This window comes from Bacteroidota bacterium, assembly GCA_041658205.1.
Lineage (GTDB): Bacteria > Bacteroidota > Ignavibacteria > UBA10030 > UBA8401 > UBA8401.
This window is the reverse complement of record JBBAAO010000003.1, coordinates 372,274-390,462: the sequence shown is the minus strand read 5'-3', so window position 1 is coordinate 390,462 and position 18,189 is coordinate 372,274. Positions and strand designations below refer to the sequence as shown.

19 protein-coding genes are annotated in these 18,189 nt (G+C 41.5%); 3 read left to right on the top strand and 16 right to left on the bottom strand.

All coding sequences use genetic code 11. The features are described 5' to 3' along the window. Window positions 1-265 precede the first annotated feature (265 nt). The 3 genes from WDA22_16770 to WDA22_16760 are packed head-to-tail and all read right to left on the bottom strand — an operon-like array spanning window position 266 to window position 1,733. Window positions 266-583 carry an MmcQ/YjbR family DNA-binding protein gene (locus tag WDA22_16770; GenBank protein MFA5835134.1) on the bottom strand — a complete coding sequence of 106 codons (318 nt, stop codon included), beginning with the start codon at window positions 581-583 and terminating at the stop codon, window positions 266-268. Then, window positions 580-1,047, bottom strand: a complete 468-nt coding sequence (locus WDA22_16765) for a hypothetical protein (GenBank protein ID MFA5835133.1) — start codon at window positions 1,045-1,047, stop codon at window positions 580-582. Before WDA22_16765 ends, WDA22_16770 begins: the two co-directional genes overlap by 4 nt. Further along, the gene (locus WDA22_16760; protein ID MFA5835132.1) at window positions 1,044-1,733 is read right to left on the bottom strand and encodes a DUF1573 domain-containing protein; all 690 of its coding nucleotides are present in this window, start codon (window positions 1,731-1,733) and stop codon (window positions 1,044-1,046) included. The genes WDA22_16765 and WDA22_16760 overlap by 4 nt, the downstream gene beginning before the upstream one ends. Before the next feature lie 954 nt (window positions 1,734-2,687). Here WDA22_16760 and WDA22_16755 point away from each other — a divergent pair. The 3 genes from WDA22_16755 to WDA22_16745 are packed head-to-tail and all read left to right on the top strand — an operon-like array spanning window position 2,688 to window position 4,533. After that, window positions 2,688-3,320 carry a hypothetical protein gene (locus WDA22_16755; GenBank protein ID MFA5835131.1) on the top strand — a complete coding sequence of 211 codons (633 nt, stop codon included), beginning with the start codon at window positions 2,688-2,690 and terminating at the stop codon, window positions 3,318-3,320. Next, a complete protein-coding gene (locus WDA22_16750) occupies window positions 3,304-4,113 on the top strand; it encodes a hypothetical protein (protein MFA5835130.1) in 810 nt (269 codons plus the stop codon). The genes WDA22_16755 and WDA22_16750 overlap by 17 nt, the downstream gene beginning before the upstream one ends. A gap of 9 nt (window positions 4,114-4,122) precedes the next feature. Beyond that, window positions 4,123-4,533 (top strand): hypothetical protein, encoded by a 411-nt coding sequence (locus WDA22_16745; GenBank protein ID MFA5835129.1) that lies wholly within the window; start codon window positions 4,123-4,125, stop codon window positions 4,531-4,533. 63 nt (window positions 4,534-4,596) lie between these two features. On the opposite strand, the gene WDA22_16740 is transcribed toward WDA22_16745, so the two are convergent. From WDA22_16740 to WDA22_16680, 13 genes are all read right to left on the bottom strand, one after another. After that, entirely contained in the window at window positions 4,597-7,320 is a 2,724-nt protein-coding gene (locus WDA22_16740; protein MFA5835128.1) for a M1 family aminopeptidase, read from the bottom strand. Between the two features lie 202 nt (window positions 7,321-7,522). After that, window positions 7,523-8,152: a DsbA family oxidoreductase gene (locus tag WDA22_16735; protein MFA5835127.1), complete on the bottom strand. Its 630-nt coding sequence runs from the start codon at window positions 8,150-8,152 to the stop codon at window positions 7,523-7,525. A gap of 484 nt (window positions 8,153-8,636) precedes the next feature. Continuing rightward, window positions 8,637-9,911 carry an MFS transporter gene (locus tag WDA22_16730; protein MFA5835126.1) on the bottom strand — a complete coding sequence of 425 codons (1,275 nt, stop codon included), beginning with the start codon at window positions 9,909-9,911 and terminating at the stop codon, window positions 8,637-8,639. A gap of 74 nt (window positions 9,912-9,985) precedes the next feature. Next, window positions 9,986-10,552 (bottom strand): YdeI/OmpD-associated family protein, encoded by a 567-nt coding sequence (locus WDA22_16725; GenBank protein MFA5835125.1) that lies wholly within the window; start codon window positions 10,550-10,552, stop codon window positions 9,986-9,988. Window positions 10,553-10,561: 9 nt separating this feature from the next. Beyond that, window positions 10,562-11,308: a c-type cytochrome gene (locus WDA22_16720; protein ID MFA5835124.1), complete on the bottom strand. Its 747-nt coding sequence runs from the start codon at window positions 11,306-11,308 to the stop codon at window positions 10,562-10,564. 71 nt (window positions 11,309-11,379) lie between these two features. Further along, the gene (locus WDA22_16715) at window positions 11,380-11,754 is read right to left on the bottom strand and encodes a hypothetical protein (protein MFA5835123.1); all 375 of its coding nucleotides are present in this window, start codon (window positions 11,752-11,754) and stop codon (window positions 11,380-11,382) included. Beyond that, on the bottom strand, window positions 11,751-12,248 hold the full coding sequence (locus tag WDA22_16710; protein MFA5835122.1) for a heme-binding domain-containing protein: 498 nt from the start codon (window positions 12,246-12,248) through the stop codon (window positions 11,751-11,753). The genes WDA22_16715 and WDA22_16710 overlap by 4 nt, the downstream gene beginning before the upstream one ends. Window positions 12,249-12,472: 224 nt before the next feature. Next, window positions 12,473-12,997 (bottom strand): DinB family protein, encoded by a 525-nt coding sequence (locus tag WDA22_16705; protein MFA5835121.1) that lies wholly within the window; start codon window positions 12,995-12,997, stop codon window positions 12,473-12,475. Between the two features lie 66 nt (window positions 12,998-13,063). Further along, complete coding sequence (locus tag WDA22_16700) at window positions 13,064-13,468, bottom strand: hypothetical protein (GenBank protein ID MFA5835120.1); 405 nt, start codon at window positions 13,466-13,468, stop codon at window positions 13,064-13,066. 100 nt (window positions 13,469-13,568) lie between these two features. Next, window positions 13,569-15,077, bottom strand: coding sequence for an aminotransferase class V-fold PLP-dependent enzyme (locus tag WDA22_16695; protein ID MFA5835119.1), 1,509 nt, complete (start codon window positions 15,075-15,077; stop codon window positions 13,569-13,571). A 119-nt stretch (window positions 15,078-15,196) separates the two neighbouring features. Then, entirely contained in the window at window positions 15,197-16,420 is a 1,224-nt protein-coding gene (locus WDA22_16690) for an adenylate/guanylate cyclase domain-containing protein (protein MFA5835118.1), read from the bottom strand. A 108-nt stretch (window positions 16,421-16,528) separates the two neighbouring features. Next, on the bottom strand, window positions 16,529-16,831 hold the full coding sequence (locus WDA22_16685) for a hypothetical protein (protein MFA5835117.1): 303 nt from the start codon (window positions 16,829-16,831) through the stop codon (window positions 16,529-16,531). A 62-nt stretch (window positions 16,832-16,893) separates the two neighbouring features. Further along, complete coding sequence (locus tag WDA22_16680) at window positions 16,894-18,189, bottom strand: histidine kinase N-terminal 7TM domain-containing protein (GenBank protein ID MFA5835116.1); 1,296 nt, start codon at window positions 18,187-18,189, stop codon at window positions 16,894-16,896.

Below are 18,189 nucleotides of genomic sequence, written 5' to 3'. Positions count from 1 at the left end.
GGATTCACACGGATACGGAGAAAAAAAAACAAAAGCTGTTCAGATTGATCAAAACGGATCTGCTAAGCTATTATTCAGGTGAATCATAAATTACTTCTCCTTCTGAGCGTAGCGAAGAATCTGAAAAAACTACACATGAGTCTTCGAGCGCACAAACCAGATTTTTCACTGCGTTCCGCAACAAAACTGCGGAACTCGTTCAGAATGTCATGGATTTTAAACTGTTTTATTTCGTCACTGAGTAGTTATATCAAAACTAAAATATTCAACGGTTCTTAGACACAGTTGCATATGCTGTGGAAAGAGCATCTTTCAGGGTAGAGATTTTTACCTTTTTCAGTTCGATCATCGTCCATCCCTGTTTTCCCCAACTTCCCGGAATCGGAAAAATAACAGCTGCATCAAATGCGCAAAATGCTGATTGATCAATCGGTGATAGTTTCACGACGGCGACCGATTTCTTTTCGTCCAGTGTTGCAAAGATTTTCTTTTTTATACGGAAGGATGATTTTTCAAAGTGAGGATGCTCTTCCGCCTGGGAAAAAGCAAGCGCCAATTGACGGAAGGTTTTTGCACTGATCATGGCGTATTCAATTTTGTATAATATCGATGAGCGAGGATCGATATCGGTAATCCGACACACACAATCAAAATTCCAATTGCTTCCGCTCCTTTGGCAACTGTGAAGGGGAGCTGCGGAACATTGGAAAGCGGAAGAACAACTAGATTCATTCCAGACCAGATAACAACTGAATACACAATTCCTAAAAGATATTTATTTTTTGAAAGACGCATCAGTTTAGGATAGATCACGAAAAAAAGAGTTGTCCACGAAAAGGCGATCACAAAATGAAAGAGGAGTCCATATGACGCCATTACAATACCGCCGGAAAACGCACTATTGCCAAACACACCGCTGGCGATAAATCGCAGCACGTTCATTGGATCTTTCCCCGTGGTGAAATAATATCTAAGCATGGCCGCGGAGATGTCCAACGTGCCAGCTAACAATCCTGTGAATACTATCGGTATGAAAATGCGTTTCATCGTCCAATATACATAAACCGGAACGGTACTCGCAACTGAAGTGGATGTGTCGTTTCGATATAAAAATAATTTTCCATAAACGCTTTTGTTCGTGGAGTGACTGTGAATGGGATCATGATCGAGTCGGAAGGTGCTATGGTTTGCGAGCTTATCTGTGCGCGGATGGAAGAATCAGCACAACTAATGCCGCGGATATTGATCTGGTCCGAGGTGGTGTTTCTGAAGACAAATGAAACGCGGATTGTTGTCCCGGCTTCTGCTCCGCCAAAATTAATCACCGACATCGGCGGAACAATTTCCAATACCGATGTCACCGTTCCGGTGAGTCTTGCTTCAATCTGCGGCTGCATAGGATCGTTTGAATTGACCGTCACGATTTTTGTGATTACACCGTAGAATCCAAGAGAATTGAATGAAACGGTAATTGTATCGCTTTTACCCGGAGGAATCGCTTCGGCAGAACGTTTCGCCGAAGTGCAGCCGCATGATGTTTCAATTCCTTGGATGATCAGCGGTTGATTGCCGGTATTGGTTACTACCAATGGAATTGATTTTATCTCTCCTTGATAAATTGCACCAAGTGTAAATATTGTTTTGTTTAATTGAATTACCGGCTGCGCCGAAAGTAGAGAGAGTGCGAATAGTGAAAAAAGAAAACTCAAAAATAATCTGAAGAGAGATGTCATCAATATGTTCCTAAAAATTGGCTAGACAAAGATACTCTTTTCTCTATTAAAGAAAAACCATGCGAAGGTTGAAAATTTATTCCAATGGAGATTTTACAATTCTCATGGATAGATTTTCATTATTGTTCCTATGATAGAATATAAAAACAATCCTGAAGTAAGAAGTGTTTAATCTGATAATGAACATTGCTTATTCTATAATGCGAATCACACTTGTCCAAAACACATTGATAAAACAACAAAATCCTTCACTCTCTTGTTTTCTTGACGGAGCAAGAAAAGAAGTCCGCCAAAGGCGGACGAAATTTAACGCACGCGATGAATCCCGTTCGCTCTAGCCCGTTGATGGCGCGAAGCGCGCCATCAAAAGTCCCGTCATTCATCGCTTTCCCATTCGCTCAATCCTCCTAAATTTCGCACCCACGCACTTTAATACAATCTCTTCTATAGCAAAAGGGGTTTACTACATGTAATCAAAATAAGTTTGCTCAATTTGAGATATTACGACCAATTTTGTATTCACTTAATATTTATTTTGGACAGCAGTGAATTTGAATGACACACGAAACGTAAAAGTCTTTTCAAAAATAACTCTACCGCCATCCTGAGCGTAGCGAAGGATCTAAGAAATTCTAAGATTATTATATTGAGCACTGCGAACCCCAAGAACGGCTCTAAATTATGGAATCGTATAAATCGGATTATCAATATGTAAGAGGTATGGTTCGCAAGTGAAATTCAAACGCAAATCTGAAAAAAGGCTCAGAATCTCTGCCCGTTCAAAGAGTACCTTCAGTGTGGCAGGCAGGTTCATTCCGATAAACAATTTTGGGATTCAGAATATCTATTTATTGGTGTATTGTTATTTGGACTCTTGACTCTGATTATTTCGTTTAGCACATTCACACGTCATCTCGAAAGTATACTCTTCACAATCAAACGCAGGAGGATGGAATGATCTTTATTTGGTTGTTGGTTGGCACGTTCATGGTTTCCGTGCCATTTTATATATTTTATAATCCGTACGATTTGTGGCCATCTATCATTGCAGGAGGTATTGGTGCTGGGGTCTATTTGCTTGCTCTCGCAGTCAAAGTGATACGATCCGAACGATCATCAAAATTGAAGATGATAGTGGCGACTAGTACTCTGGTGATTCTTGCGTTGAATTATATCGGATGGAGCTCGATGAACGATATGAGCACTTATCAACGATCAACATTAGCAAAAATCCGTACGGTGATTGCAGAAGGAATTTTTATTGGTGACGATGTGAATACTCGCGCCATGCCGGTTTTCGTTCAGTACCACAAAACGATGGGAAAGAAGAAAGGAATTGTTACCATCTTCAAAAACATTCATGGAAGCAAAATGAAAGGGGATATGTTTTTATCCGAAGATTCTCAAAATGATGCCAGCAAACGATATGTCCATTTTTATGGTGACACGATGGTTGTATTGACCAGCATCGATACAATAGCGCGAGGGTTGAAGAGTGAATTTGCAAATGCCAACGGAAGTAGCGGCAGAGTGCAAACAACAACGACGATTACTGCGAAAGGAGTAACGTATGAACGCAACAACTGATTCAAACAACACCCAGGAATTTTCTCCAAAATATTTGGAATGGCTCTTCTCCTTAACCATTGCTTTTTTGACATTTTTATTTGCCATTCTACCGGCAATGACTTTTATGGGGCATAGAGATCCAACATTTGTTACACCCGCACCAGTTGTTGCCGGTGGAATAATTGTAGGGCATGGAATTAAAGAGTTTCAGGGATTACCACTTGATCAGATCTCCATTGCTATTGCCGTAGGAGCGCTGATGTCAATTCTTATTTTCTTTGTAGCCGGCCCAACCATTCTTTTGAATAACCTTCATTCTTTTTCCAAGAAAGAGCATCAGGAGTCCAAAACATTTTCTTTTCGTTCGTTCTTCCGTACGCTTGTATTCCTTTTGGCATTAATTGCTACCGGTATGATGGCGATCTATTCAAGCATGATGTCGATACAATCCCCAAGGATATTCGGAATGATGAAAATAGATAATACCATTGCCGAGGAACGGGACATGCTTACCAATGAAATGGCAAAGGCATATCCAAAACTGATGACTGATTATTATGTCAGACGGGCAACGAATAATCGATCCACATTTGCTTCACTTTCCGAACTTGGAATAAATCAACAAACTCCATTCGGCGAATTAATCTTGCAGCCAATGAATAATGATTCTTCTATTACAGTAGTAGCAGTTGGAAATCATGAAGGGGGAAATACGGCATATAAAAATGACAATGGTTCCACTGGACGTTTACAGTATATCATGGAAATTTATCCTTCCAGTGCTTTTCAATCCATCATACGACAAAATTAAAAGGTGCTTATGAATACGATGAACGCATCCAAATTACAATGGATTACCTTTCCACCGAACTGGACATGGGTTGCCGTGGGGTATTGTTACTTTATCCTGGGACACCTGCTGCCGATAGCGATTATGCAATGGCTTTCCGGTTATTTTCTCTTTTTGAAGGTGGTGATTGCCGGATGGGCTTTCGGAGGGTTGGCGGTAATTGCATTTATTATCGGATTTCGATCCCGTGGTGTTACCGTGCTTGAAGCTGTCATCTCATCAATACTGTACACACTTACGATGAGTGTTGCCGTCGCGGGCTTCTGGACAAAAGCGATGGATATTTCGGGACAGTTGTGGTTTATTCTTGCCATTGTTGCCTCAGCAATTTCTTCTGTTATAGGAGAAATTATTCAGCATTCAATCGAAAAACAACAATAACTCAATGTGACCGTCACCTATAAATAATTTGCCCTAGGTGACGGTCACGTTAATTTTGTTGTACTACTTCAACAACACAGTCCTTTTCATCTCCACATTGTTTCCAACGGTAAGCCGGTAGAAATAAATACCGCTCGAAAGTCCTGAAGCATTCCATTCCACTTGTTTCCATCCTGCATGTTGCCGTTCGTTCACCAATTGACGGACTGACTGACCAAGGAGATTGTAAATTTCCAGACGCACATTGTTTTCCGTTGGTATGGAATAACTGATTGTTGTTGAAGGATTAAAAGGATTCGGGAAATTCTGTTCCAGCACGACAGTGTTGGGAATTGTTAAAGGATTATACTCACCAACACTCGCCGGTGCATCAGGGTCAATAGCAATCGCTTGAATGTCAGACTTGCCGAGAGTTCCTATAACAGTTGCTTTTCCTGTTGATGTATCTATCCGAACGAGTGAGTTGGTTGCAGTTCCTGTACCGGCAAGACCATAAAGTGTTCCTTTTTTATCAAAGACGATATCGGTAATTGCCGATCCTATTCCTGCGCTTCCTACCAATGTGGAAAGTCCGGTGGCACGATTCAATTTATAGATATTATCCACCGCGCCCGAAGTATTGCGGAGAGACATCCATAATGTACCATTCAATGGATTTACAGCGAGTCCGCCGGGGCGCTGCGATGATCCGTTCGTACCAATTTGAACTAGTGCACCAGTGTTGATGTTCACAGAATAGATTGTACCATTAAACGCTCCGGTATAGGCCATGGAATCATTATAGAGCGCAAGTCCTTTCAGATTTGCTGACGTTGTGGAAGAGATCTGCTGTACGTCTACCCCATCACTACTCATCCGATAGAATGCGCCACCGCTGGAAACCGTGTTATTATAAACAATCAACTCCTTTGTTTTCGGATGAACGCGTAAACCATTGAGTTGCAAAACATCGGTTTTCCGAACAAGTGAAAGAGATCCGTTTCCGGTGTTTAGCGTATATAATTTTCCTCCATCCGTACTGCCGGATGCTGCGTACAATGTTCCGGGAACAGCACTCAGCAGGGGACTGGAATATTCTTTTACAACAGTTGCTTTCTTCAGTATGATATCGTTGTTCGGATCGAAACTCATTGAGACAGGAGAAGAAGAAAATGCAAACGTGAAGGTATCATTCTTTGTTGTGTTCCAAACTTTTATTGTTGTATCGGTTCCATTCTGTAACACGAATCGGAGCGATACAGGCATTTTCCATATTGTTGCGGAAGATTGCGTTTGTTGAATGCGGACAAATACATTATTTGCCGGTCTGTTCAGTGAATACTTAACGAAATACTCGGGATGATTCGCTGCTTTCAACCATTGATCGAAGAACCAATTCAAATCCTGCTTGGTTCGAGTGTTTATCATCTGAATGAAATCGTTTGTCGTAATCGATCCGTATTTCACCGAAGGAGCCGTTCCATATGCATAGAGAGCATCAAAGAACACAGAATCTCCCAGTACGGAACGGAGCATATGAAGAACACTTGCCGCTTTATTGTATGTAATTGCAGTATTGAACAACACGTGTGAAGGTGGAACATTCACCGCCCAATCAGCAACATAGATTGCCCAACCGGGATTTGCTGCAAGATAACCTCCTGCAATTTGATTGACATACTGTTTGTACACACCAGCTCCTAACGTATGCTCTGCCCATAAAGCTTCTCCATACGTAGCAAAACCTTCGTTCAACCAGATGTCTGCCCATGTTGCGCATGTAACCATATCGCCGAACCACTGGTGAGCATACTCGTGTGCCACGAGAAATTCCGCAGCATAACCGTTCGGCAGCAAGCTGGTAAGCGTTTGATTCTCCATTCCTCCCCAGACAAATTGCTGGTTCAATGTTGCGAATCCGTTCTTCTGGAACGGGTGTTCTCCAAACAATTGAGAGAAGCGGGTCGTCATAGGAAGAATTTTGGTCTTTGCTGTGTTCAATGCGTTCTGATCCTCTCCCGCATTCCAGTAAAAGAAAATGGGAATACTGTCCGAAGGGTTGGGGAGTTTTTTCCAATACACAATATCAAGATTATAATTTACTTTGGAAGAAATGACGACGAGATACGTGCTGACAGGTTCTTTGCTGACCCAATGAAATGAAAGAGAATCTCCGGTGCGAGTTGTATCCTTCAGCAATCCATTTGATCCGAGTTTTACATTTCCTGGAACCTTCGCACGGAGTTCCATGGTTGCCTTATCGTACGGTTTGTCCCAGCACGGAAACCATTTTCGTGCCCCTTCCGGTTCTGCATCGGTAAAGATCATTCCATCCGATCCGACAAAGAACGCACCGTCGGCAACATCGTTATGTCGGTAATAAATCAGAACAGAAAGAGTTTCGTTTACCTGATATGTTTTATTCAATTGAATGGTAAGAATATTTCCGGCATGCGTAAACGATGTTCCTGCAAGACGAATCGAATCAATTGTTATGGAACTATTGACTGCATCTAAAGAAACGGAAGAGAGTGTAGAATCTGCTCTTAACATCATTGTAACGGAACCGGTAAAGGATTTTGGAAATGGTGTGGAATAGTTCTTATAGAGATCAAGATTAAGCGAATAATGAAGGGCGTCAAATGAATGTTTCGGTGAACCGGGTGAAGATGTTTTTGCAAATGTTATCGGAAGAGAGCGTTGTTGTTTTCCATCAGAACAGATTTCTGCTCCGGTTTTAATTTTTTGTTGTGCGTGAATATTGAGGATGAGTGCAGTGACGAGGAAAAAACTGTAGAAAATTCTCACAAGAGACCTTTCGAAAGATAATAAATACTTGGGGTCGAATTAGTGAGAAATTATACGGCATACGCAGCAAACTGTTGCGCTGATTATGGATTTAATTAACGGAGAAAACAATCTGAATTGTAAAACCCCAACACTTTACAAGTGTAAATAATTTTTGCGAATGGTATTAACGACAATGCTTGAAACCTCCACACTGTTCACTTTATTCAACGATTTTGTTTAATACTTGTAAGAACACTTCAACAGGTTGTGCTCCGGAAACAGCATATTTATTGTCGAAAACAAAAAAGGGAACACCGCGTGCGCCGACTTGATGTGCCTGGTAGATATCATTATTTACCGCATCGGCAAACTCGTTTCCGGCAAGCATCATTCTTGTTTCATCCGGATTCAATCCAGCCTCTTCTGCTAATTGAATCAACGTTTCGTGATCAGCAGTATTTTTTCCTTCGGTAAAGTATGCTTTGAAGAGGCGTTCCTCGATTGCATCCTGCTTTCCCTGTTTTTTTGCGAAGTGGGAAAGGCGATGTGCGTCGAATGAATTGGCAGCAATAGCGTTATCAAAATCATAATGCAATCCAACGTCACGTGCCATGTCGGTCACGCGGTCGTTCATCTGTTTTGCTTGTGCGATGCTGATCCCTTTATGTTCCGCTAAAAATTGATTGATATTCTTATCGGGATCGGTTACCATGTCCGGATTGAGCTGAAAACTTTTCCATTCAATCTCAACATGTTCTTTGTCGGGAAATTGCTGCAATGCTTGTTCAAAACGACGTTTGCCAATGTAACAAAATGGGCACATCACGTCCGACCAAATTTCAACTTTCATATCTGAAAACCTTTTATTCTTGTAACTATTCAGCGTTTATGATTTTACCACTAAAACACAAAATTTCACCAATCTTTTTTGGAAAATGGTTCAAATTCTTTTTGTGCACTTTCGTGTTTTCATGTTTTTGAATTTTTATGTAATTCTACTGAGTAACCGATGTTACGCCCTACGGGTCGTAGACAAAACTGAAAATTCTTCTTATCTCGTCCTCGACGAGTCGAGTCGTCGACCTAAAGGGACTCTCAATTTGGAAATCGTAATGCACTACAAATATTACGCGCCTACGGCGCATTTTAAAACCGATAAAATCATGAACAAATTCGCTTGTTCCGTTGTCCCGAAGGGACAAGATATTTGTAGAAGATCAAGTGAATCAATTTTCAAGTCCCGTCAGGGACGAAATATTCTTTCATTAATAAGGATGTGCGTAACTTTTTCAGAGATCTCATTTTGTTAATAAAAATATTTTTGAACTAAGAAACTACTGAGATATTCCTCCCGAACTGAGTGACGACGATGCAGTTTTTGTTTTTTCTTCCACAAGCGTATTGATCATATACATCATCCCTATTCCAATAATCATCAATGCAACACACAGGTATCCCAACACATTATAGTTTTGCAACGGTCCTTGATCAATCTGGACAATGATCATACCAGCAAATATGGAAGCAACACCGCCGGAAATTTGCTGCAACGATGAATTGATACTCATAAATGCACCCCGATCAGAAATTTCGGGAACTGCCGTCATTAATGTTGTTGCAGGGATCATGCGAGACATAATCCCTGCAAAAAGAATCACATTAATAAGGACTACTTCCCACAACGGTGATACGGAGAGGTTTGTATAATAAATAATCGCAACCCCGGCAACAACAGTTCCGATAACAAACATTCTGAATTTTCCAACCGTATCGCTGAAGCGCCCCACAATCGGAAGAATAATGATTGTTGCCATACCGGTAAACATGAACACCAGAGGGAGATGTTGCTGTGTAATACCAATATTATTGACCAGAAAGGCGCTTGAAAAAGGCATCATTAAAAATCCCCCGATTGTCAGAAATGCCGTTGTGGCAAATGCTTTCACATAGTCAGGGTGGGAAACGGTCGTTCGTAAATGATTGAATGCATTGTGATGAGACGATCGCTCAAACGAAAGATGTGTGTCAATGGGACGGACCATTTTCATCATCGCTATTCCTGCCGGAATACCAATACCGACGATCATCATAAACGGTGCATGCCAGCCAATGACATTGGCAAGGTAAATGCCGAGCGGAATTCCTGCCACCTGTGCAACGGCAAATGACATCTGTACAAATCCCATCACACGGCTTCGCACATTCATTTCAAACAAGTCGGTAACAATAGAAAGCGATACGGATGCAATCACACCGCCAAAAATACCGGTGACAATACGGGCGCCGAGCAGGAAGTAGTAGTTGGTTGCAATGCCGCAGAGAAAGGTTCCAAGAATAAAGCCGGCATAAAAAAAGAGAAGAAATCTTTTCCGATCATATTTATCTGCAAAACCGGCGGCGAGGAACCCGGAAATACCCGCGCTGAATGCGTATGCTGAGACGATTGACCCGAACTGCGCCGGTGTTACACCCATTGTTTTCATCAGCAGCGCGCCGAGAGGCGCAATAATGATAAAATCGAGAATCACCGTGAACTGAATAAACGCCAGCACGGCAATAATAAATATTTGATAGCGTGTAAACACTTTGTCTTTTACGTTTTCGGTCATAATCCTTATTGTTCGATTGATGAAATAGTGAACCTGTTTAGCCTGAGCCTAAAATAGACGAATACAGAGAATGCTTATTGCACCGTCCCGAATCGCTTGTTTTTTTCCGTCATTGAGATGAAATACCGGAGTCTTTTTGTATATTCATCCGGCCGTATTCTGGAATCATCGATCCATGCGATGCGAATACGTCGATAGTTAAGCGGAAAACGTTGGTAATGTTTCCATGCGGTTGGGTTCTTTTTAATCTCAAGAAGAATATCTTTAGGGAAAACAAAACGTTTTGGTTGTTGTGTAATGGGGGTGAGATGCTGTGCTACACTGAGTAATCCCGCCTTCGTCATTTTTTTTGCTTTTATCATCACCCTCATTCGTTCTTTGTTCAATTCCGACAAATTACTTTTTGGTCTGCGTGGAGAAAAGCGCTGCACCCAACTTTGCTTATCTCGTGATTTTGCCGTGCTGTCGATCCATCCGTAACAAAGAGCTTCCTCAACGGCATCATTGTACGATATCCGTTTTTTCCCCGATTCCTTTTTATAATAAATCAACCAGATCTCTTTTGCTGCAGCATGGTTTTTTGAAAGCCATGCCCGCCATTGAGTTCTGGTCCAAACGTATAATGTTTCTCCAACAATCATACTCTCTGCTTATTTACCGTTTTGAAGTCGTTCAAGCTGCTTTTTGAGTATTTCATTTTTTGGATTCACAGCAATTGCCTTTTGATAACTTTCAATTGCAGCCTGTTTGTTTCCCATATCCTCATAATAACTTGCAAGATGAGTATACGAAAATGCAAATGCGGGATACATTTCAATGTTCAGATTTACAACATCCAACGCTGCCTGACGTTTCGTGGAATCCGCATAGATCTTATCGGCAAGACGCAACAGTGTTCCTTCTTTAAAATTATAGGTGAATCCACCGTAGAATTGTTCTCGTAAAGCACGGTACTGTTTAATGGTGGAGTCGATACCGGCTGCATCAAATGTTTGTTTCAGTTTATCTTCTAGTGCTATCGGTGTAGAATTACCTCGATGGCACGTCTGACAATTTACCTGAATACTGGCGGAGTTGTCGTTATGAAAGTCTGCAAGAAATTTTCCGTTGATTTCTTTTACCATTTTAATCATCATACGCGCCTTGTTCTTTGCCGGTTTTGCGTCCGAAACAAAATCAAAATCTTTAAAGTCTTTTCCTTCTTCACCCACATGACAATAGGTGCAACGTACGCCGAGACTTCCGGTAAAGGAGAACATAGTTCGTTGAAGGTCTCTTCCGCCAATAGAAGAAGGAAGTGCTGTAATGTTCTTCGGTTTATCGGGCCATTGCCATTGCTGCGCAGAGAGTATTTGTAGGCAGATTAGCATGGTGATGATGGTGGTGAATTGTTTCATACGGTTCCTCTCTATACGGATTGGAAATGAGACTTAATAGTTATTTATTTGCATATGCTATTGTTCACAGATTATTTTTCACTTAACCATTTCTTTGCATCCTCAGTTGCCGAAAAGACTTTCACATTCACCCCCAGGATATTTGCTAAATTTTCTCCAAAAGCAACGGCGTTGCTATGATGATCTCTATTAAGATCAATATAGGCGATGCACAGTTGATTGTCGCGGGCATAGCGAGCCTGTACACGAATAAGCTCAAATACTTCAAATATATCCAACCCGTGACCGGCAAGACGTTCTTCAATTAAAATATGCTTGCATTGATACAATTCAACGGCACGTTGAATATCCGTAAAATACCGTTCCACATTCCTTGCGGTATTCGTTCCTTCAACAATAGCATGGATATATTGTTGATTGAAGGATATGTCGGCCGTATATGTCATCGTCGACGAGCTTTTAAACTATCCGGGTGAAACGCCAATTTCATCGAATCATGCGTTGCACTTACCCATGAATACAACAATGCTTTTTGTCCGTCATTCAATACTGCATCGTTATGCATTATTGTGTAGGACGGAAGAGGCATGCTATTTTCTTTCACCATTTCAACCACCTCTTCCAATTTGTGAAATTGTCGTCTTGGACGGTAGGATGCAAATTCAGAAAAATTCAATTCTTTTTTCCCTTGTTGAATATGATCATTGAGCCATCGTCCAATCGGCTGCACCTCGGCGTACCATGGATAACGGGTGTTGTTGCTATGGCAATCGTAACACGCTGTCGAGAGAATTGCTTCAACGCTATCTGGTAGTATATACAATGTGGAAATATGTTTCGTTTGATCGTTGGAATTATTTTTCACTGTACGATCAAACTGCATTCCAATGAACACAATAAGGAGAGCGGCAAGAACGTATACAATTAATTTTTTTACCATGGTGATCCTTTTAATGTATTACTTCTGTCTGCGCGATGTTGCTCTTGGGCTGAATTTTCGCAAAGAGTATGATAAATATACGGAATTCTTCAGCATTTCTTGTATCGAAAATAAATGAAAAACAGTTTCTCAACAAAACCGTGCTCATCTATTGGATAATGGGAAGAAGGTGAAGTGAAGATTGGTACTAAACAACTCCGAATTCTTTGAGAGTCCGAGGATGTCTATCGAAGATATTTTTCTTTGATAATATTCAGATGATGCAGTTCATGTCCCGCAAGATGATAGATCAATGCGCGAACGGTGACCGAATGATCGTTAGCCGTTCCACTTCGCATCCATGCATCGTCCGGTAGATTTTCAAAAAGGGAGAGTGTTGCGTTTCGGACAGTGATGTATTCATTAAGCAAACTCTCAGTGCTTCTCTCGTTTGCTTTCGACTCAACAACATAGGGATCTTGATCAAAACCGGGAAGGGGTGTTGCATCGTTTCGTGCAATACGAAGAGCACGATAGGCGTAAATTCGCTCATCGTCTATGATATGCAGCAGAATTTCTTTGATCGTCCATTTTCCCTCTGCATAACGATGCATCCATTGTTGGGGTGTTAATGATAGGAAAAATTGTTTGATCATTTCTGCGTTCGTTCGGAGGTGGTCTAAAATATGTCCATCATCCGGCAGCAATTTTACATACATAATGGCATACGGATCGTATTCGCCGGGGAGCGGTTTTTGAATGAGGTTCATGGTATCCTTAATGCAAGTCTTTTTTTAAGTGGAGTATATATTCTGTTGATAAACGTTCTTCGCTCACTAGCCCCGTACTTTAAATGCAGTTTTGCTTCCCATAATGCCAAAGGAGAGATAGGTAAACAGATTGATGAACCACAGCGGCCATGGATGTGCGACCATCAACATTCCAACAACACCATAGAGTGTGAATAGCGAAGCCACGAGCAATGCATGCCGCCCCCCATCAATTCCGTCAATCATCACTGCGGTGAATGCTCCCGCAAAACCACCGAGCATCATCCCTGAAAATGTAATAGCAAACGCACCACCCGGCAGATATTTTAAATATAATTCAAGGGCAGGTTTGTTTTCCATGGAAACGCCGGGAGGCAAAGGAAAATACGTCTGGTTGAGATAGTTAGCGATGCCTACAAAGATGCCGGTAACAAGAATACTGCCGCAGATGGAAAGGATTTTTTTCTTCATAGTTTTCCTTTTCATAAATCTTGAAATAAAGTGATGAAAGTTATTGATCAATAAATAGTACTTCAACTGAGGCAAACAATTGCTGAATCAAGGTATTACATCAGACCTCAAACCACTGTGCTGCAATCTTCGCCATCACGCCATTCTCTTGCTTATGATGATATTCATTTGAATGTAGATCGTATGCGTAATCATTCTTCCATTCTGCGATGTTCTTCTCAATTTGTTCAAGAGCATTGATGATAGAGTTGAGTTCATTATTCGTCGTTGTGGGATGAAGTGAAATGCGTACCCAGCCCGGTTTTTCTGAAAGATCGCCCGCGTCAATCTTATCGGTAATTGATTTTGAATGTTGTTGATCCACATGAAGCAGATAATGGCCGTACGTTCCTGCACACGAACATCCTCCCCGCGCTTGAATACCGAATCGGTCATTCAAAATTTTTACAACAAGATTGTAATGAATATTATCGAAATAGAAGGAGAAGATGCATAACCGCTCTTCAACATTATCTGCCAGAATGTTGAGATGCGGAATAGTTCGCATCTTCTGAAACAGTAGCGTAACAAGTTCATGTTCTCGTGCGGTAATATTTTCCGTACCCATGTGATCTTTTAATTGCACAACAAGTGACGCTTTAATCGCCTGCAGAAATCCTGGCGTACCACCATCTTCCCGAATTTCAATATCGGGAGAGAATTTGTGTTGTCCCCAGGGATTTGTCCATAACACAGTTCCGCCGCCCGGTTGGTCGGGTGATTGTAACGTATAATGCTGTTTATTAAAAAGAAGAACTCCCGGTGTTCCGGGTCCGCCGAGAAATTTATGCGGTGAAAAAATAATGGCATCCAAATGTTCCAGCGGATCAGCGGGATGCATATCCATCGTTACGTAGGGAGCGCTTGCGGCAAAATCGATAATCGCAATTCCGCCATGTTCGTGCATGATTTTGGCAAGTTGATGATACGGCGAAAAAATTCCGGTGACATTTGAGCAGGCGGAGAAGGAACCGATCTTCACGGAGCGGTCTTTATATTTTCCCAGCGACCTTCGCAGACTTTCCACATCAACCAAACCGTTGCGTGTCGGTTCAATCACGCAGACATCGGCAATTGTTTCGTACCACGTTGTTTGGTTGGAATGATGTTCCATATGCGTGACGAACACAACGGGACGATCATTTTCAGGAATGGAAATGGCATCACGGAATTTTTCTGGAATCTTAACACCCAGAATTCGTTGAAATTTATTGATCGCTGCCGTCATTCCCGCGCCGACAAACAAAAGCACATCATCTGAGTTCGCGTTCACATGCTTTTTGATGATCTCATGTGCATGGTGATACGCATGCGTCATTAAACCGCCGGTGATGGAAGATTCGGAATGAGTGTTGCCAACAAATGGACCGAATGATTCCAGCATTTTCTTTTCGATCGGTTCGTATAAACGTCCGCTGGCAGTCCAATCGGCATATACTATCTTTTGCATACTGTGCGGGGATTCAAAGATTTGATCGATACCGACAATGTGATTGCGAAATGTTTGGAAATATGATTCAAAATTCATGATGATAAAGTACGCAAGGGAAGAAAACAATGCAAGATACATTTGTCTTTTGAGGTCGACAAATGGAGGTCATTGTGTGGTTACAGAGTGTTTTTATAAAGCAAATAAGGAATAGTTATATCGGAATAATATTGTCGAATAAGGCAAACGACAATATTTTCTTAACGAGAGGCATCTTGAGTCCCTAGTACATGCCACACTTCCATTTCCCCTTTTCCTTTAATAGTGATAGTGCCGCGGGGTTCACACAAAAATTTGTGATGAATCAGTTCGTATGTGGAGCGTGTAATTTGAATTGCATCAGCTGTTCCCTGAGATTCCATTCTGCTGGCAGTATTTACAGCGTCTCCCCATAAATCGTATATAAATTTTTTTCTGCCAATCACACCAGCAACAACATTTCCTGAGTTTATTCCAATGCGAAACTTTAATTGTTTACCAAGAAAAGTTTGCTTCGAAACAAAATCTTGCATTTCCAGAGCCATAGATGTTGCGACAATGGCATGATCCGTTCGAGGCCGAGGAACACCGGATGCTACCATGTAACAGTCTCCGATAGTTTTAATTTTTTCTAAGCCGTATGTATCAACCAAGGAATCGAAGTATGAAAAAACTTCATTGAGAAGGCTGACAAGATCTGACGGTTTCATTGTTGCGGACATGGGGGTAAAATTGACAACATCCGCAAACAAAATGGTTGCACCGTCATAATGATCTGCGATAACTCGATTTTCATTCTTCAGTATTTCCGCAATTTCTTTTGGGAGAATATTTAATAGTAATGTTTCCGATTTATCCTGGTAAAGGTTTTTTTGCTTCACAAAATAAAACACCATGAAAAAAACCAGAGCGCCGACACCCAGAAAATTCAAGACAAACAGTGCAATTCGCAATTCAAACGGAAGATTGTTTACTGTTGAAATGGAAGGTTCAATGATTCCACTACAAAGGATCACCAAGGAAAAAGCGAGAAACCACCATGGTGCGTATCGAGGCTTTTCAAATAACAAAGCGCCAAGCGGGCAAATAAAGGACCAGATGACAACGGCGCTTCCGTTGATAAATCCTCCTAATGTTATCATGAGAAAAAATGGCAACAGAAGAATCAAAGTCAGTTGACTGAATCGGAAGAACCAATATTGTGACGTGACAATAAAGTAGATCAAGCTTAATAATGAAAAGAGACTATAGGAAAACGGGATCCAGCCGGCATTCCATTCTCCGAATGAAAAATAGAGCATGCCCCATGCAAAGCCGGCAAACATAAACGGAATGGAACACAAAACGAGGAGTGTTTTTTTTAATCGGATTTCATAATCATCGTCCGCGGTGATTCCGATAGAGCTAAGTTTAAGAATGATCCTATCAATATATTTTGATTTCATCCAGTCGATGGTTTGTATGAAGCAAAAATGATGATAAAAACTGCACGTGGTTGTTTGTTAAAACTACGAAAGGAAACACCTGTATGCAAGGTAGGGAAAATAAATCGATCACGAAACAGAGTGCATGTTCAGGAAGTAAAAGAACGGTAGAGAAAACCCTAATCCACCTAATAGACTCAGCATGACAAATAATTTCCACGAATGCTTGCCGAGTGGATTTTTTGCGAACCACCATGCCAGTAATGCGGTTGCCATGAATGCGTCAAGAATAAAGCCAAGCGCCAGCAGATTGCTGAGCACATCGGATATCGATGTGAATTGAACGAAGACATAATAGAAAAACATTCCATTCGGTACAAAGAATCCGAAGAATGCAATGGAGAGAAGAAGAAGTTTTTTTGTCGATGTCATTCTAAGTTTATTTTTGCAATTGCACTGATGATAAGTTATATCTACTCTTTATGAAAAACAAGTTACTGAATTTTTCGATAACCGGATGAATGTCCCGGTATATCTTTTGTCCGGTAATATTCGTCCAGGGCTTTTTTCCCGCACTCGGGACAAATTCCATGGGTGAATTTTGCATCGGTATGTTTTCCAATATACTGTTCCACCTGGTTCCAGTATCCTTCGTCATCCCGTATTTTTTTGCAGTTGGCGCAGATGGGGAGCAATCCTCCAAGAGTTTTCACGTTTGCCAGTGCTTCCTGCAATTCATCAATAAGGTGTTCGCGATCATGTTCGGTCCGTTTGCGTTGCGTAATATCGCGGCAGATAATCAATGTGCCGGTTGAAGAGGAATGGGAGCCAACAATGGGAGTACGTGTCACCAAAAACCATTCCGTTGTTCCTTGGTGATCGTACTTCAATTCCAATTCTGCAATATTATCAGCTCGCAAGAATGCACTGAATTCTTTCCATTGAGAAAATACTTCAGTGAAATTGTTCCCTACCGGCGCGCGCGCTATGTTGAAATAATTCAACGCGAACGGATTCATATCAATAATTCGGTTCTGCGAATCCAGCACAACGACAAGTTCCCGAATATTGGTGAACAATGTTTCCCGGGCAATGGGAGCAATATCAAAAAGCCGATACTGTTTCATATTCCACAACATTAATGTTCCGGTGATGGTGAAGGCGATCGGTGTCAGGTCGATTACCGTAACAACGCGGGTGTTATAGAGTGCATTACCGATCCAAGGAATCATTACGCTGACGAACAGGATAAACGATTGCATTTGATATGCGCGAAACATTTTTTTTGCTTGGCGCAATAAAATAATGCTGAACAAAAGGTTCAAGATGTATGAATAGATCGTCAACACCCAAAAAGAGGGACCATGCTCATAGAACATGTAGTTCCCCAGTGGATGTTCTACAAGACGATAGGCAGGCCAATTTAACCCGTGAAAGGAATTACTTAATGCAAGAAGGAGCGTTACAACAGGAATAATCCAAAACAGTATCACATTTCTTTTCGTGAGAATTGTTGCATAACCGCAGTACGCAAGAGAAAAGGAGAACCATGCCGGAGCGACATTGACGATGCCTAAATAACTGATCTGTGACCAGAATGCTTTTTCATTCGACAGTGTAACATACCACTCCAATGCGCTGGTAAACGCCCAGACGGTTGCGGATGCCATGAAAAAAACGAAAAAAGAATCTCCCGGAAAAGAACGCCGCCACGCTTTATAGGTGACAACGGCAGCCAAAAAAGTGGCGCCGAGAAAAATGTTTCCAAACAGAGAAAACTGCCAGCTCAT

Coding starts and splice junctions, on each gene's coding strand:
- WDA22_16760 (MFA5835132.1), bottom strand. CDS start 1,733: ATGACATCTCTCTTCAGATTATTTTTGAGTTTTCTTTTTTCACTATTC.
- WDA22_16730 (MFA5835126.1), bottom strand. CDS start 9,911: ATGACCGAAAACGTAAAAGACAAAGTGTTTACACGCTATCAAATATTT.
- WDA22_16710 (MFA5835122.1), bottom strand. CDS start 12,248: ATGGTAAAAAAATTAATTGTATACGTTCTTGCCGCTCTCCTTATTGTG.
- WDA22_16680 (MFA5835116.1), bottom strand. CDS start 18,189: ATGAGCTGGCAGTTTTCTCTGTTTGGAAACATTTTTCTCGGCGCCACT.
- WDA22_16715 (MFA5835123.1), bottom strand. CDS start 11,754: ATGACATATACGGCCGACATATCCTTCAATCAACAATATATCCATGCT.
- WDA22_16685 (MFA5835117.1), bottom strand. CDS start 16,831: ATGACATCGACAAAAAAACTTCTTCTTCTCTCCATTGCATTCTTCGGA.
- WDA22_16695 (MFA5835119.1), bottom strand. CDS start 15,077: ATGTATCTTGCATTGTTTTCTTCCCTTGCGTACTTTATCATCATGAAT.
- WDA22_16700 (MFA5835120.1), bottom strand. CDS start 13,468: ATGAAGAAAAAAATCCTTTCCATCTGCGGCAGTATTCTTGTTACCGGC.
- WDA22_16765 (MFA5835133.1), bottom strand. CDS start 1,047: ATGAAACGCATTTTCATACCGATAGTATTCACAGGATTGTTAGCTGGC.
- WDA22_16720 (MFA5835124.1), bottom strand. CDS start 11,308: ATGAAACAATTCACCACCATCATCACCATGCTAATCTGCCTACAAATA.
- WDA22_16735 (MFA5835127.1), bottom strand. CDS start 8,152: ATGAAAGTTGAAATTTGGTCGGACGTGATGTGCCCATTTTGTTACATT.
- WDA22_16725 (MFA5835125.1), bottom strand. CDS start 10,552: ATGATTGTTGGAGAAACATTATACGTTTGGACCAGAACTCAATGGCGG.
- WDA22_16755 (MFA5835131.1), top strand. CDS start 2,688: ATGATCTTTATTTGGTTGTTGGTTGGCACGTTCATGGTTTCCGTGCCA.
- WDA22_16750 (MFA5835130.1), top strand. CDS start 3,304: ATGAACGCAACAACTGATTCAAACAACACCCAGGAATTTTCTCCAAAA.
- WDA22_16690 (MFA5835118.1), bottom strand. CDS start 16,420: ATGAAATCAAAATATATTGATAGGATCATTCTTAAACTTAGCTCTATC.
- WDA22_16770 (MFA5835134.1), bottom strand. CDS start 583: ATGATCAGTGCAAAAACCTTCCGTCAATTGGCGCTTGCTTTTTCCCAG.
- WDA22_16745 (MFA5835129.1), top strand. CDS start 4,123: ATGAATACGATGAACGCATCCAAATTACAATGGATTACCTTTCCACCG.
- WDA22_16705 (MFA5835121.1), bottom strand. CDS start 12,997: ATGAACCTCATTCAAAAACCGCTCCCCGGCGAATACGATCCGTATGCC.